General features: G+C 51.6%; 17 protein-coding genes. 4 read left to right on the top strand and 13 right to left on the bottom strand.

The features are described from left to right. The first annotated feature begins 72 nt into the window (after nt 1-72). Genes G411_RS0115855 through G411_RS0115840 form a run of 4 tightly spaced genes read left to right on the top strand, consistent with a single transcriptional unit; the run spans nt 73 to nt 3758 of the window. The gene (locus G411_RS0115855) at nt 73-1920 is read left to right on the top strand and encodes a copper resistance system multicopper oxidase (RefSeq protein WP_022960197.1); all 1848 of its coding nucleotides are present in this window, start codon (nt 73-75) and stop codon (nt 1918-1920) included. Continuing rightward, nucleotides 1917-2762 carry a copper resistance protein B gene (locus G411_RS0115850; RefSeq protein WP_022960196.1) on the top strand — a complete coding sequence of 282 codons (846 nt, stop codon included), beginning with the start codon at nt 1917-1919 and terminating at the stop codon, nt 2760-2762. Before G411_RS0115855 ends, G411_RS0115850 begins: the two co-directional genes overlap by 4 nt. A gap of 52 nt (nt 2763-2814) precedes the next feature. Next, nucleotides 2815-3111, top strand: a complete 297-nt coding sequence (locus tag G411_RS0115845; RefSeq protein ID WP_022960195.1) for a hypothetical protein — start codon at nt 2815-2817, stop codon at nt 3109-3111. A gap of 59 nt (nt 3112-3170) precedes the next feature. Next, the gene (locus G411_RS0115840) at nt 3171-3758 is read left to right on the top strand and encodes a c-type cytochrome (RefSeq protein WP_022960194.1); all 588 of its coding nucleotides are present in this window, start codon (nt 3171-3173) and stop codon (nt 3756-3758) included. A 24-nt stretch (nt 3759-3782) separates the two neighbouring features. Here G411_RS0115840 and G411_RS0115835 read toward each other — a convergent pair whose 3' ends face one another. The 13 genes from G411_RS0115835 to G411_RS0115765 all read right to left on the bottom strand — a co-directional run bounded on the left by G411_RS0115835 (nt 3783) and on the right by G411_RS0115765 (nt 15280). Further along, entirely contained in the window at nt 3783-4037 is a 255-nt protein-coding gene (locus G411_RS0115835; RefSeq protein WP_022960193.1) for a DUF5676 family membrane protein, read from the bottom strand. A 47-nt stretch (nt 4038-4084) separates the two neighbouring features. After that, nucleotides 4085-4543, bottom strand: a complete 459-nt coding sequence (locus tag G411_RS0115830; protein WP_022960192.1) for a hypothetical protein — start codon at nt 4541-4543, stop codon at nt 4085-4087. 208 nt (nt 4544-4751) lie between these two features. Then, nucleotides 4752-6104: an APC family permease gene (locus G411_RS0115820; protein ID WP_008284552.1), complete on the bottom strand. Its 1353-nt coding sequence runs from the start codon at nt 6102-6104 to the stop codon at nt 4752-4754. A gap of 189 nt (nt 6105-6293) precedes the next feature. Continuing rightward, complete coding sequence (locus G411_RS0115810) at nt 6294-6641, bottom strand: hypothetical protein (protein WP_022960191.1); 348 nt, start codon at nt 6639-6641, stop codon at nt 6294-6296. A gap of 41 nt (nt 6642-6682) precedes the next feature. After that, nucleotides 6683-7126 (bottom strand): hypothetical protein, encoded by a 444-nt coding sequence (locus tag G411_RS0115805; protein WP_022960190.1) that lies wholly within the window; start codon nt 7124-7126, stop codon nt 6683-6685. 13 nt (nt 7127-7139) lie between these two features. Beyond that, nucleotides 7140-7790 (bottom strand): methyltransferase family protein, encoded by a 651-nt coding sequence (locus tag G411_RS0115800; protein ID WP_008296010.1) that lies wholly within the window; start codon nt 7788-7790, stop codon nt 7140-7142. A gap of 26 nt (nt 7791-7816) precedes the next feature. Then, the gene (locus G411_RS21920) at nt 7817-8101 is read right to left on the bottom strand and encodes a DUF2933 domain-containing protein (RefSeq protein WP_022960189.1); all 285 of its coding nucleotides are present in this window, start codon (nt 8099-8101) and stop codon (nt 7817-7819) included. Between the two features lie 8 nt (nt 8102-8109). Further along, nucleotides 8110-8280: a hypothetical protein gene (locus G411_RS22290; RefSeq protein WP_022960188.1), complete on the bottom strand. Its 171-nt coding sequence runs from the start codon at nt 8278-8280 to the stop codon at nt 8110-8112. Nucleotides 8281-8291: 11 nt separating this feature from the next. Then, nucleotides 8292-8645: a cupredoxin domain-containing protein gene (locus G411_RS0115785; protein ID WP_022960187.1), complete on the bottom strand. Its 354-nt coding sequence runs from the start codon at nt 8643-8645 to the stop codon at nt 8292-8294. A gap of 27 nt (nt 8646-8672) precedes the next feature. Beyond that, nucleotides 8673-11003 (bottom strand): heavy metal translocating P-type ATPase, encoded by a 2331-nt coding sequence (locus tag G411_RS0115780; protein WP_022960186.1) that lies wholly within the window; start codon nt 11001-11003, stop codon nt 8673-8675. A gap of 23 nt (nt 11004-11026) precedes the next feature. Beyond that, a complete protein-coding gene (locus tag G411_RS21915) occupies nt 11027-11347 on the bottom strand; it encodes a heavy-metal-associated domain-containing protein (RefSeq protein ID WP_084495604.1) in 321 nt (106 codons plus the stop codon). Then, entirely contained in the window at nt 11344-11760 is a 417-nt protein-coding gene (locus tag G411_RS0115775) for a MerR family transcriptional regulator (RefSeq protein ID WP_028968514.1), read from the bottom strand. Before G411_RS0115775 ends, G411_RS21915 begins: the two co-directional genes overlap by 4 nt. A gap of 397 nt (nt 11761-12157) precedes the next feature. Further along, the gene (locus G411_RS0115765; RefSeq protein WP_022960183.1) at nt 12158-15280 is read right to left on the bottom strand and encodes an efflux RND transporter permease subunit; all 3123 of its coding nucleotides are present in this window, start codon (nt 15278-15280) and stop codon (nt 12158-12160) included.

Below are 15280 nucleotides of genomic sequence, written 5' to 3'. Positions count from 1 at the left end.
ACAGGCTCGGCTCGCTAGTATGCGGAGTCAGAACGTGGAACAACCATCACTTATCCCAAAAGAGATTGACTCATGACCCATGGTTTCCCCCGACCCAAACAGCCCTGGCAGCTTAGTCGCCGCCGCTTCGTGCAGGGCCTGGCAGCCGGTGGCGTGCTGGCCTCCACACCGTCCTGGTTGCAGGCCGCCGCAAAAGGCGCGACCGCGCTGGACTCAGCGCCAGTGCTCAGCGGCCGTGAAATCGATTTGGTGATTGCCGAAACACCCGTCAACTTCACTGGCGTCACTCGCATGGCGACCACTATCAACGGCTCCATCCCGGCACCGACGCTACGGTTGCGTGAAGGCGATGACGTCACCATCCGCGTCACTAACCGCTTGCCGGTCGCCACCTCCATTCACTGGCACGGCATACTGCTGCCCTATCAAATGGATGGTGTACCGGGAATCAGCTACCCAGGTATTTCACCGGGGGAAACCTTTGTTTACCGCTTTACGCTACGGCAGAGCGGCACCTACTGGTACCACAGCCACTCCGGCTTTCAAGAAATCACGGGCATGTACGGCGCCCTGATCATTGAACCACGGGCAGGCGAAAGACACCGCGCCGATCAGGATTACGTGGTACAGCTTTCCGACTGGACCGACGAAGACCCGATGCGCGCCTTCAGCAAGCTGAAAGTGCAAAGCGATGTCTATAACTTCAATCAGCCCACCTTTTTCGATTTCACAGCCGATGTCTCCAAGCTGGGCTTGCAGGCGGCACTGGAAAAACGCCAGATGTGGAACCAGATGCGGATGAACCCGACCGATCTGGCGGACCTGTCGGCGGCCACCCTCACCTTCCTGATGAATGGCACCACCCCGGCGGGCAATTGGAGCGGCTTGTTCCAGCGCGGTGATCGCGTACGGCTGCGGTTTATCAATGCCGCCAGCAACAGCTTTTATGATGTTCGCATTCCCGGTTTGAAGTTAACGGTGATCCAGGCCGATGGCCAGGATGTCGAGCCGGTCACTGTGGATGAATTCCGCTTTGGCCCCGGCGAAACCTACGATGTCATGGTCGAGCCCCAGGACGACGCTTATACGATCTTCGCCCAGAGCATGGAACGCAGCGGCTATGCCCGCGGCACTCTGGCCGTGCAACAGGGCTTGATCGCACCGGTGCCAGAGCCCGATCCCCCCGAGTGGTTAACCATGAAGGATATGATGGGAGCAATGGGTGGTGGCGCCATGGGCCACGACATGATGAAAATGGACTCCATGGGCCAAACCAAGATGGATCATTCCCAAATGTCCGGCGGTATGGCCATGGACCACAGTATGCACGGCATGCAGCAGGGTTCTGAGAACCCGCTTGCCAAACCTTCATCTACCATACGCCACGCCCGAACCGAATACGGGGCTTCGGTTGACCAACGGGTGGATACGCCAAGTACCAATCTCGACGACCCCGGTATTGGCCTGCGTAACTTAAGCCAGCGTGGGCTGCGCCCACAGGGCCACCGCGTGCTGACGCTGGCCGACCTGAAATCCATCGATGGTGTGCTGGATGACCGCCGCCCGCCCGCAAGAGAGCTGGAACTACACCTTACCGGCAATATGGAACGCTATAGCTGGTCCTTCGACGGGCTTGAATTCGGCAAAAGCACACCAGTCTCCTTGCGTCATAACGAACGCGTTAGAATCATTTTGCAAAATGACACCATGATGACCCACCCCATGCACTTACATGGTATGTGGAGCGAACTGGAAACTGACCAGGGTGAATTGCGAGTGCGCCGCCATACCATTCCCGTGCAACCAGCGCAGCGCATCAGCTACCTGACCACACCCCATGATCTGGGCCGCTGGGCCTGGCATTGTCATTTGCTGTTCCATATGGATGCGGGCATGTTCCGCGAGGTGGTGGTGTCATGAGACTTAATACGGTGAAATATCTCACAACACTGGTTGTTATTGTCGGTGCCCTTCAAGTAAATACGGCCCTGGCGCAAATGGATCACGGCGATATGCAAATGCAGGGTGGTAGTGCGCCAGCCGATGCCCGCGATCCCCACGCTTATTCCGACGGTTACACCTTGACCGAAGGCCCCTATGCACAGCCGGGGCCACGGCAACTGAAACTGGCGGACGAGCACGCCTTCTGGTCCGTTCTGGGCGATCGCCTGGAGTATCAGGAAGACAGCGATAGCACGGTTTACGATATACAGGCCTGGTATGGCACCACCTACAACCGCTTTGTCATCAAAGCGGAGGGTGATATCGCAGACGGCACGCTGGAAGAAAGTTCTACCGAGCTGTTGTGGGGCCATGCGCTCAACGCCTATTTCGACACCCAATTCGGCGTTCGACTTGACCAATATGACGAAGGTAAGGATCGCCAGTGGCTGGCAATTGGTATGCAAGGCCTGGCGCCCTACTGGTTTGAGCTGGATGTGACTGCCTATGTTGGCGACGACGGTCGGACCGCACTCTCTGCCGAGGCCGAGTACGAGTTGCTGCTGACACAGCGGCTCATTTTACAGCCCCGCGCGGAACTGAATCTGTATGGCAAGGATGATCTTGATAATAGATTGGGGTCGGGCCTCTCGGATCTCGCCTTGGGCTTGCGCCTGCGTTACGAATTCAGCCGTCAATTTTCTCCCTACATCGGTGTGGAATGGACAGACACCTATGGCGACACAGCCGATTACCGCCGCGCGGCAGGCCAAGATACGTCAGGCACCCAATTCGTCGCGGGACTGCGATTCTGGTTTTAACAATCACCAAGTTGATATAGAAACTTTTTAAACACCTATGAGGAACACCTTTATGAATATGAAAACACTAGCCACTATCATCGTGTTCTCCACACTGGGCATCGCTTTCTCAGCACAGGCCCATGAACCTAAAGAACATATGAAAGACGCTGAAAAACCGGATTGCACCGCCATGAAAAATATGGATCACAGCAAGATGGACATGAATGATCCGGTGATGCAGGCCATGATGCAGCAGTGTATGAAAGACATGCACCAAGATAATCAAGCTTCAGAAAACGCAAACCAAGAAGACGGCGTACAGAAAGAACACACCGCGAATGATGAATCGATTGAACACAAACACTGACGACCCACGGTCTATCATTTCGAGCGATATTGCTAAGATTCAAACCGGATGGAGATGTCATGGCCGCTTTCAAATTTCTAACCTGTGGTAAATGTCTGCTTATCGCAGCAGCGATATCGATCATTGGCGGTCTGGCGTTTTTGTATTCCGGACTCTATCCAATAGGCGCCGACGTTCCCCACAATCGGCTGACCTACTGGCTGCTGGAAACCTTGCGTGAACGTTCCGTCGCACGCGCCGCCAGTGACATTAAGGTTCCTAGCGACCTAAACGCACCGGAGCGGTTACTGGCAGGTGGCGCCGACTACAATGATATGTGTGCAGGGTGCCATCTGAAGCCGGGCAGAACCGAAACTGATTTCACCCTGGGGCTATACCCCGCACCACCCAATTTAACACTAACGGGTGATGAACATGGACACGACCATGCGGGTAACACCGATAATGACGACGAAGCCATTAAGAGACAATTCTGGATTATTAAACACGGCATCAAGGCCTCGGGCATGCCAGCCTGGGGACCGGGGCATGACGACAAACGTATCTGGAACATGGTAGCGTTCCTGCAGCGATTGCCGGAATTATCTTCCGATCAATACCAGATACTCACCGCACGTGGGCAAGACTCGGAAGGGCATGGTCACTGATATGGCACCTCATAATCCATCGGCTTACTGCAAGCGGTTGTAAATAGCCGCCAGCAACCACCCGGCGATACCCGCTGACACTGACCAAGCCACCAGTCCCACAACAACGCCAGTGAATGTCAAATGCCAACCCATCTCATTCAGTTGCATATGCACCATTTCCCCAGACATGGATAACATCATGGCGGGCATTAACATCACCAACAGGCTGCAAGCCAGCCACAGTATCGCCGCGGTAATCGCGCTGGCTATCCCGAATTTGAACGCATTAAGTGTCATGACTATTCCTCCGTTTATGGTGGTGTATCTGTAATAAATTAGTGTCTCTACATATCCCCGAACCGGTTGGCAGACTGCACCATACGCATCATTTCGTGTTCCTCCAGCGACCGGAGTGATTCCATCAACTCCTTGGCAGAGGGGATATCCGCCCTTGAGGCGAGATAGCGATACAGCTCAATCACCTGCTGATGCTGATCGACAATCACCTCCATGATTTGCGCGGCATCAAGCTCGGCAAAAGGCGCGTCGCAATGTGCATGTCGGACGATAGGATGCTTTGCCACATATTCCATACACCAGGTGTTCAGCGCATGTTCATCGCCCGAGGTTTCGAAGCCATTGACAACTTTTGTGAGACTTTTTTCGTGATCGGACAGGTAAGCAAGAATCATCCGGGCCCGTTCATCCGTATTCTTGTCTGCGCAATGGGATAAGCACTGACTGAGATGTTGGTGAAATTCCCGGGTCCAGTGCAGCACATCTTTTAAGGTTTCAATTTGCATAATTTTTTCTCAGTTGTGGATTGACTCATCGATTAGAGTCTCAAAAAGTCACGATAGCTGCGCATACACACCACCAGTTCCTGGTGGGTGTCGATGCCCATATAGATCGCTTTAAGTGTGCTAACTTGATCCATTACCATTCTCCAAACAACAAAAGTTAACCACTAGAGTCCCGTTCTGTGCCTGGCAGGCTTCCTCCACATGATTTTTAATGATGATGTTCATGCGCCTGACTTTGGGACACAGCTTGCTTTCGTTTTTCAGATCCAAGGAATAGTTGCTCTCCGATCGCGATTAGCATCATTGTGACAACGGCCACACCCAACACAAATGGATCTGAATTCAACTTCACCCAAACGAACCCGCTTAGTGCAAGCGAATCTAATATAATCGCGGTAACGGGGACCCAGCTTTTGGCTTTAACATCGTCCAACAAGTAGCGCAGAACACCCCAGTGAATGGCGATATCCATCACCAGATAGAATATGATGCCAAGTGCTGCTATACGGGAAAGATCAAAGAACGCGGTGAGCACAAGTCCAAGAACCACGGTGTACACCAATGTATGTTTCTGAATGCTACCCGGCATACCGAAATGGCTATGGGGCACCAACTTCATTTCCGTTAGCATCGCCAGCATTCTGGAGACCGCAAAAATACTGGCAAGAATCCCTCCCGCCGTCGCCAGCATGGCAATCGCAACGGTGAACCACACGCCGTACTCACCGAGTGCAGGTCGAGCGGCCGCAGCCAGGGAATAATCTCGAGTTTGAATAATCTCCCTGAGTGAGAGGTTACTGGCCACCGCAAAACCAACCAATGTATAGATAACGACACAGGCAGCAATCGAAATAACAATGGCGCGACCAACATTGCGGTGTGGATCGATCACCTCGGAACCACTATTGGTAATAGTGGTAAAGCCTTTGAATGCCAGAATCCCCAGCGCTGTGGCGCCGAGGAAATTACTGGCTGAACCGGTCTCGCTTACATGGTCAAAGTCCACTGCCAGGCTATCAGCTAACCAGATGCCGACGAGACCAAAGATTAGAATTCCACCAATTTTCAGTAGGCCGATAAACCCTGCAACCCCTTGAATCAACCGATTACCCAACAGGTTCACAATGAACGCCGCCAGAATTAGGGAGACGCCGAGTATAGGAGTCATTTGCCCTGAAGGGTCACCGCCAAATAATTGCATGGTGTAAGAACCGAACGTACGCGCTAGAAAACTCTGCGCGATGACCATCGAAAAATACATAAGTAGTGCATTAAACGCAGTGGGCAACCGGTCGCCATAGGCCTTATGCAGATACATGCCGATCCCCCCTGCTGATGGGTAGGCATTGGATATTTTGATGTATGAGTAAGCACTGAAACCAACGATGATCGCGGCCGCGAGGAATGCCAATGGGAATAATGCACCAGTCATCTCTGCCATCTGCCCGGTTAGCGCAAATATTCCTGCGCCGATCATCACCCCAGTCCCGAGCATCACCGTACCTGACAGAGAGAGACTACCCTCGTCATAATGTGTCGAACGATCGTCTTTTTCCTCCATTCATGCCCCCTTAATATAATGGTCAGCCCTCTTCCTGGGCATTCGTTGCAAGGTATACAGGATGCTTAAAACTGCATTTCTCAACAGACTGCTAGTCATATCGACAGGTTCCAACGTCAATTGGCCCCTCACCAGATTAATTTCCGAGACACCTAATCGATGTTCTTTGTTGCTCATTTTCTCTTTCATCTAATGAGGCGGCATCTTGTTGCAGCAGTGCGCCTCATGTTTAGCGTTATCCCTGATATTCTCATCGGTCTGCCATTGCCAACTCAGCCTGGTTCGGGACCACCAGCTGTCTTTTATTGCCGCACCATGCTTTTCGACAATGGCGATCATTTCATCGATATTGTGATGAGAAGCGTCGTAGGCGATTTTTAAGGTTTTTCTACGTGCATCGAACTGAACGCTGTCAACACAGGGAAGTTCATCAATTTCCTCAACAATCGCTTTGGTATTGTTTTCATTGATCCCGCACACGCTCAAGGTATGCTTGGTTAAAAAACCTGGATTGATACCCGATCGATGCTCATTCATAGTGTTTTTCCTCCAATCGACAGGTTGAGTAAGCAACCCATCTATTTTTTGTGTTTGTGGACAGGTGTTTTTTGGGATTCAGACTCATGATCCATCATTTGCCCCATCATCATCTGCATCATGCCCATTCGTTCTTCCATCATGTCCATGCGCTTTATCATATCCATGTCGTCCATTTTTGATGACTCACCTACTGTCATTTCCATTCCCATGCCATCACCCATTAATCGCATACCCTTCTGCATGACTCGCATATGTTCCTGCATCAGTTGCTGGCGTTTTTCCGGATCGGTTTCGGCTTTGATCTTTCCCATCATGTCGTGCATCTTTTGCATGTGCTCATGCATAGCCATCATTTGCTCATGGCCCATCATCATTCCGCCCATCGGCTGATCTTTACTGTCGCCATGTTCGTGCCCTTTTTCCGCAAAGACGGGCGAAGAAATCGCGGCGGCTATTACCAAAGTGGAGATTAGTTTTTTCATCGGAGTACCCTCATCAGTTGGAAACAGTTTTATCGACGTTAAATTTCGGAATCCATGCCGGCGTGACTTCCATATAGCGGCGATAGTCATCACCGAATTCCTTCAATGCCATGCGCTCCTCACGCTTAGCGAGTCGCACGTAAACCACTACCAGAACCGGAAACATAATCACGGTAAGGATCGTCGGCCACTGCAACAGAAATCCAAACATGATCAGGATAAATGCGATGTACTGCGGGTGGCGGCAACGGGCATACCAGCCGGTAGTCGCTAGCGAACGGGTCTGCTGCGCCTTGTGCAGAACACTCCACGCCGAGGCCAGCAAAAAGAAACCCAAAATGATCAGGACATTACTGGCGATATGCAGCGGATCAAAATGAGGGTTGCCTTCAAAACCGAAAAGGGTATGCAGAAGATGGCCGTTTTCGTGGGACAGAAAATCAATGCCAGGATATTTTTCCGCCAACCAACCGGAGAGAAAATAAATGGTTAATGGAAAGCCATACATCTCGGTAAATAGGGCAATAATAAACGCGGAGAAAGCGCCAAAGCTTCGCCAGTCGGTTTTGGTTTGCGGCTTGGTAAAACTGAAGGCAAAGAAAATAAATATCGCTGAATTGAGTATCACCAGCGTCCAGAGGCCGTAAGCCGATTCACCGTGCATGCTTTTTCTCCTGTTATATTGTTGGATTAATGGTGATGACGGTGTTCGTTTTCCCGACGGCCTTCCTCCAGCCCCCGCTGATAGGCATCCTGCTCGGACCCACCCTCATGCTGCTCATGCCCACCGTGTCCGCCATGACCGCCGTGCATAAACAGATGCATAAAGGGGCAGGCCAGGAGAATCAGGAAGGGCAAAAACTGCCAGACGTGTTGCCGGTGCTCGACGAGCAGAAAATATGTGACCGCGCCGATAAGTCCCAGTGCCGCCAGTCCTTTGGGTGTTAACCAGAATGATGTTTTTTGAGTCGCCATGTCACACCTCACCTGTGTAATTGAAAATCGTTGTCTGTTGCGCCGCGTTTATTGTGTATCCACAGACGCCCACGAACTAGATGCAAGGTAAAATCCTTCACCCCATGTCGAATCAAAGTTTCTTCCACGTTTTTCAGGCGAAACTCGTCAAAAATGGCCGTGACTTTGTTGATGTTCATTGGCCTCCTGCTTATTGCACCGTGATTTGTCCACGGTACATCTGCATCTGACAATGAAACGCATACTCGCCGGATGACATTGCTGGCAGCTGAATGGTCTTCAGTTTATTCAACGGTAAGGTGTCGCTGATTTGCAGTTCGGGGATCAATAAAGTTTCAGAACAGGGCGATTGATCTCTGCGCATAAATTTGATTTCTACCGGTTCTCCAGACGGCACTTTAATGCGCGAAGGCGAATAGGTACCGTTTTCCACAGTAATCACCAGATCGTTTTCACCCAGCTCGGCTTCTTTCGGCTTGTAGAGCCAGAACCACCACACAATCAGTGCAATTAGCGCTAAACCCGCAATATTAATAATCATCATCGCAACGCCCTCTTCCCGTCATTCTCATTAGTGCTCCTGCGCTTTAAAGAAGCGCAGCCTATTAGCATTGGTTACAACTGTCAGCGATGAAAACGCCATCGCCGCACCGGCAATCACCGGACTTAACAGCAAACCGAAAAATGGATACAACACCCCGGCTGCAAAAGGCACGCCGGCGACATTGTAAATAAAGGCGCCAAATAGATTTTGTTTGATATTTCGCAACGTAGCCTTGCTGACGGCAATGGCATCCGCCAGGCCATGTAACGAACCCCGCATCAGTGTTATGTCGGCACTCTCAATGGCCACATCCGTACCGGTGCCGATAGCAAAACCGACATTGGCGATAGCCAGGGCCGGCGCATCGTTAATACCGTCACCCGTCATGCCCACCACTTCGCCTTCCATTTGCAGCTTCTGCACTTTTTTGGATTTTTCTTCCGGCAGTACTTCAGCAAAGAATTCCTTGATACCGGCTTTTTCCGCTACCGCTTTGGCTGTGGCGCGGTTGTCGCCGGTGAGCATCACCACCCGAATACCGTTATGTTGCAAACGCTTGATGGCCGCTATGGAGTCTTCCTTAATCGGATCGGCCACAGCGATAATCGCTGCAAGTTGATTATCAATAGCGAAATACATCGGTGTTTTAGCCTCGGCGGCCAACGCCTGGGCCTTTTCGACAAAATCACCGAGCTCAATGGTGCGCTCGCGCATGAGCTTTTCATTGCCGAATAACAGTGTTTTTCCGTCCACCTCCGCCTGCACACCGTGGCCGGCAATGGCGTTAAAATTGGACACCTTGCCCATTTCGATCCCTCTTTCCTGAGCACTTTCAACAATAGCCATGGCCAACGGATGCTCAGAGCCGGATTCAAGCGTTGCTGCCAATCGCAACACCGCCTGCTCATCATACTCACCCGCCACCAGTACATCGGTGACCTTCGGTGCACCCAGGGTAATGGTGCCGGTTTTATCCAGAATCATCGCCGTTATCTTCGACGCGGTTTGCAGGGCTTCTCCGTTGCGAATCAGCACGCCCGCCTCTGCGGCCTTACCCACACCCACCATCACCGACATCGGCGTGGCCAGCCCCAGCGCACAGGGACAGGCGATAATCAATACAGTCGTGGCCGATACTATGGCAAATGCCACCGCCGGTTCCGGTCCAAAATTAAGCCAGGTCAAGGCACTCACCACAGCAATAATCATCACCACCGGTACAAAATATGCCGAGATGACATCAGCCAAACGACCAATCGGCGGCTTGGAGTTTTGTGCGCGCTTGACCATATTGATGATTTGCGCCAGCGCCGTGTCTTTACCAACGCGGGTAGCTTTAAACAAAATTGAGCCGGATTTATTGATGGTGCCCGCCGCTACGGTATTCCCAGTGGCTTTTTCAACCGGCATCGGCTCGCCGGTGAGCATGGATTCGTCAATCGCCGTATGCCCTTCAACCACTTCACCATCGACGGGAATTTTTTCACCTGGGCGCACGCGGACCACATCGTTCAGTAGAACCTGTTCGATAGCGATATCCAGTTCTTTGTCATCGCGAATAACCCGCGCCGTTTTCGCCTGCAATCCAATCAGGCGCTTAATAGCCTCAGAGGTACGACCGCGGGCTTTCAATTCCAGGGCAAGACCGAGATCGATTAAACCAATAATCATCGCGGTCGCCTCGAAATAAACATGGCGCGCCATTTCCGGCACCAAGTGAGGAACAAACACCACCACCATCGAATACACCCACGCCGTACCTGTGCCTAAAGCAATCAAGGTATCCATATTGGCCGAGTGATTTTTAAAGGATTGCCAGGCACCGACATAAAAGTGTTTGCCAGAGAACACCATCACCGCAAGTGTCAGTAATCCAACAGCCAACCAGGCAATGCGCCCACCAGTGCTTGTTACCGTCATTTCGCCGACTACGATGCTGTAAATCATCAGCGGCACGCCCAGACTGAGGGCGATGGTCATTTCCCGCATCAGTCGTTTGTAGTAAGCCCAATCAGCTTTTTCTTTTTCCTCCAATGCATCGTCTTCATTGTCAGCAAGGCTGATTTTGGCGTTATAACCGGCGCCCTCAACGGCTTTTATCAATTGCTCGGCAGGCGCCGAACCGAACACGCTAACGGTTCGCTGAGCGAAATTCATTTCCGCGTTTTCCACACCCGGTATCGCTTTTAGGGCGGATTCGATTTTTCCCACACAGCTGGCACAACCAGCGCCTTCGATCATCAGTTCCTGGCTTACTGCGCTGCCGCCATGAACATGATGGTGGTGATGCTGGCCAGTTTCCGTACGTTCATGACAGGATGGATTGCCAGATTCCGTGTTTGTTGAACTCATATCCATACTCCTGGTTTACTTGACAGCAACTAGCGAATGAGCGTTGCGGGAAAACCCACACGATCCAACGCATCGGTAAGGTTTTTTGGTTCAACCACACCAATGACTGAAGCGACGCCCGTTGCCAGGTCCATCGACACTTCGCTAACCCCTGCAACGGATTTCAACGTCTGCTCGATACTTTTCACGCAACCACCGCAGGTGGCACCCTGAACCTGTAAACGATGAAGAGGAAGAGACGTATCGCTAACGCTGCGGATATCTCGGGCTTCAGCAGAAACGGATGATTTGCCGGCGCAGCAACAACCACCTCGGTGTTGACCCGCACTTGGCGTTTTGTGTGTATTCATAACCTATCCTCCGCAGTGAATTCTTCGATCAGATGACAAAGCATATGGCCCGTTGGCGCCTTATCCGGCTTTTGACTCCACTCCAACACAGCCTGTTGCATGCGATCCCGCAATTTCAACGTTTCCCTAAGCTGTCGCTCGGTTTCATGCAGGCGCTGATCAATCAAGCGGCGCACCGTTGGGCAAGGAGACTTTTTCTTGTCCGCATGGGCGAGAATCTCCTGAATATCCTCTACCGAAAATCCCAACTGTCGGGCACTCAGCACGAACCGTAAGCGATTAACATCTTTATCACTGTATTCCCGGTAACCATTGGCCTTGCTTTTTGTGGGATTCAAAATCTTGATCCGGGTATAAAACCGCACCGTATCGGCCGTAACCCCTAAACGCCTGGCCATTTCGATAACTTTCACACAGCCCTCCTCGCAGCTCAGTCTGACTATCACAGGATTCAGATTAACCCCGAGGATCTGTTCCTTGCCTTGATATGAGTCAATCATCAGTTCTAAACCCGAGAGTAAATCCGAAGTATTTATCCGGCTTTTTGTCACCTTACACCTGTGTCCAAGACACAGGTCAAGCAATTTTTAACAGTCTTCCACTTTTGATTTTCAATATTTCAATCACCCTGAATCTGGCTGTATTTGTCTCGGTCGGTACCGATCAATTGTCTGTCCGCCAGCTTACGTATGAAAAAAAGCAAAGTGCCGATCATAGGAAAACATCCAGCCTATCCTAGGGCTGGGTACCTGACGGTAAGGTGACTCGTTCATTACATTGCTGTAATGGCCTTGTAAGTTCTTCGTCCAGCTATTCATCTACCTTGCCCTGCTTCCAAAGCAAATAAACCGCCGGCAATACCAACAATGTCAATACCAAAGCACTGAGCATGCCCCCCACCATAGGTGCAGCAATTCTGCTGACCACTTCCGCCCCTGTACCGGTACTGAACATGATCGGCAGTAAGCCGACAATAGTAGAGACTGTCGTCATCATCACCGGTCTAACACGTAAGCCTGCACCGTGAAGAACAGCTTCCCGTAATCCTTTCATACTCGGTGTGATGCCCCGCTCCTCACACTGAAGCAAGAAAAGCGTATGTGCCTGGTTGAGATAGACCAGCATAATGACGCCAATTTCTACCGCCACGCCCGCCAACGCGATAAAACCCACACCCACAGCAACGGAAAAGTTGTAACCAAGCAAATACATCAACCAGATGGACCCAATCATTGCCAGTGGTAAGGTGCCCATAATGATGGCGACCTCGGCAACACTGCGGAAATTTAAATAGAGCAGCACGATGATAATTGCCAGAGTCAGAGGCACCACGTAGGAGAGCTTCTCTTTGGCCCGCAACATGTATTCATACTGTCCCGACCAATTCAGGGAGTAGCTTGTTGGTAGTTCGACCTGATCGGCCACCACTTTCATAGCGTCTTCCACATAACTGCCGACATCCACTCCGTCGATATCGACAAAGGTCCAACCATTAAGACGGGCGTTTTCACTCTTGATGGCAGGCGGCCCGTCTTCAACATAAACACGAGCAACATCCCCCAATGCAATGCGCTGACCACTGGTCGTGACAATAGGCAGCAGAGCTAACTGCTCGGGAGAGTTGCGATAATTTTGTGGGTAACGCAGGTTGACGGGGTAACGTTCCAGCCCTTCGATAGTCTGCGCTACGTTCATACCGCCTATAGCGGTGGCAACCACTTGCTGCACATCGGCGATATTGAGGCCATAGCGTGCGGCTTTTTCTCGCTGAATATCCACCTTGATATAACGGCCACCCGCTACTCGCTCGGAATATACTGAGGCTGTGCCAGGTACATCTTTGAGCACCTGCTCCAAACGCTTGCCGATTTTTTCGATCTCCTTGAGGTCGGGGCCAGCCACCTTAATACCCACCGGGGTTTTTATACCGGTAGCCAGCATGTCGATGCGGGTTTTGATGGGCATCACCCAGGCATTGGTCAAGCCGGGAAACTTCACCAGCGCATCAAGCTCCTTCTTGAGTTTGTCGGTGGTCATGCCATCGCGCCACGCCTCTCTGGGTTTCAACTGAATAAAGGTTTCAATCATGGTTAGCGGCGCCGGATCTGTAGCAGTTTCAGCCCGTCCAATTTTGCCAAATACGGTTTCTACTTCCGGAACTGTGGCAATCAGCTTGTCAGTCTGTTGCAGGATTTCCCGCGCCTTGCCGATGGACAGGCCCGGATAGGTAGTGGGCATGTACATCAGGTCGCCTTCATCCAGATCGGGTATGAATTCGCTGCCAATCTTGTTAAGCGGCCAGATCCCAACAAGAAACACAACGCCAGCCATGGCGAGTGTGATTTTTGGAAAGCGCAAAACACCCTTGAGCAGCGGCATATAGCCTGCAATCAGCAACCTGTTGATGGGGTTTTTTCTCTCGGCGACCACCTTGCCCCTGATAAAATACCCCATCAACACCGGCACCACTGTCACTGCCAACGCGGCGCTGGCGGCCATGGCATAGGTTTTAGTGAAGGCCAGGGGACTAAACATTCGGCCTTCCTGAGCCTCCAGGGTAAATACCGGCACAAAGCTGACGGTGATAATCAGCAGACTGAAAAACAATGCCGGGCCGACTTCGCTGGCGGACTCTGCCACCACTTTCCAACGGTTCTCTGGCGTCAACGGCGTACGTTCCATATGCTTATGCATATTTTCAATCATCACAATCGCACCATCTATCATGGCACCGATGGCAATCGCGATTCCTCCAAGGGACATAATGTTTGCATTAACGCCTTGCCAGTACATCACAATAAAAGCCGTCAGGATGCCCAGCGGCAGACTAACGACTGCCACCAGTGATGACCTGACATGAAACAAGAAGATGACACAGATCAACGCAACGATAGCAAGCTCTTCAATCAGGCTTTTCCATAAACTGTCAATGGCGCTAGAGATCAACCGAGAGCGGTCGTAAACCGTGACAATTTCTACGCCTTCCGGCAAACCCGCCTTGAGCTTTTCCAGTTTGGCTTTGACGCCATCAATGGTTTTCTGGGCATTCTCGCCAAAGCGCATCACCACAATGCCCCCCACGACTTCGCCCTCGCCATTGAGTTCAGCTATGCCACGACGCATTTGCGGGCCCAGTTCAATATCGGCCACATCCTTTAATAACAGCGGTGTGCCATTCATATCCAAACCCAGAGGAATGGTTCTCAGATCGTCAACACCCTGGATATAGCCACTGGCACGCACCATATATTCCGCTTCACTCATCTCCACAACAGAAGCCCCCACTTCCTGATTGCCACGCTGAATGGCCATCTGAATATGAGAGAGAGGAATGTTAAAAGCACGCAGTTTGTCTGGGCTCACCTTAACCTGGTACTGCTTGACCATACCCCCAAGCGCAGAGACTTCTGACACCCCCGGCACCGTTTGCAGTTCGTATTTCAAAAACCAATCCTGCAGGCTGCGCAACTGACTGATATCGTGCTGACCAGTTCTATCTACCAACGCATAGAGATAAACCCAACCCACGCCAGTGGCATCCGGTCCCAATTGTGGTCTGGCACTGGGTGGCAGCGTCGGCGCCACCTGCGACAGGTATTCCAATACCCGCGAGCGGGCCCAGTAAGCATCGGTATCTTCATCAAAAATGACATAGACATAGGAGTCGCCGAAAAACGAGTAGCCGCGTACGGTGACCGCACCGGGTACTGACAACATGGCAGTAGTCAGCGGATAGGTGACCTGATCTTCCACCACCTGCGGCGCCTGCCCCGGATAACTGGTTTTGATAATCACCTGCACGTCCGACAAATCGGGAATAGCATCTACCGGTGTATTTTTAAGGGACCAGCCACCAATTCCCACCAACATCAAAGTGGCCAGCAGCACAAAAAAACGGTTATGAACGGACCAGCGAATAATGGATTCAATCAT

Source organism: Spongiibacter tropicus DSM 19543, from assembly GCF_000420325.1.
Taxonomy (GTDB): domain Bacteria; phylum Pseudomonadota; class Gammaproteobacteria; order Pseudomonadales; family Spongiibacteraceae; genus Spongiibacter; species Spongiibacter tropicus.
The sequence above is the reverse complement of the archived record's forward strand: the minus strand, read 5'-3'. Positions and strand labels throughout refer to the sequence as shown.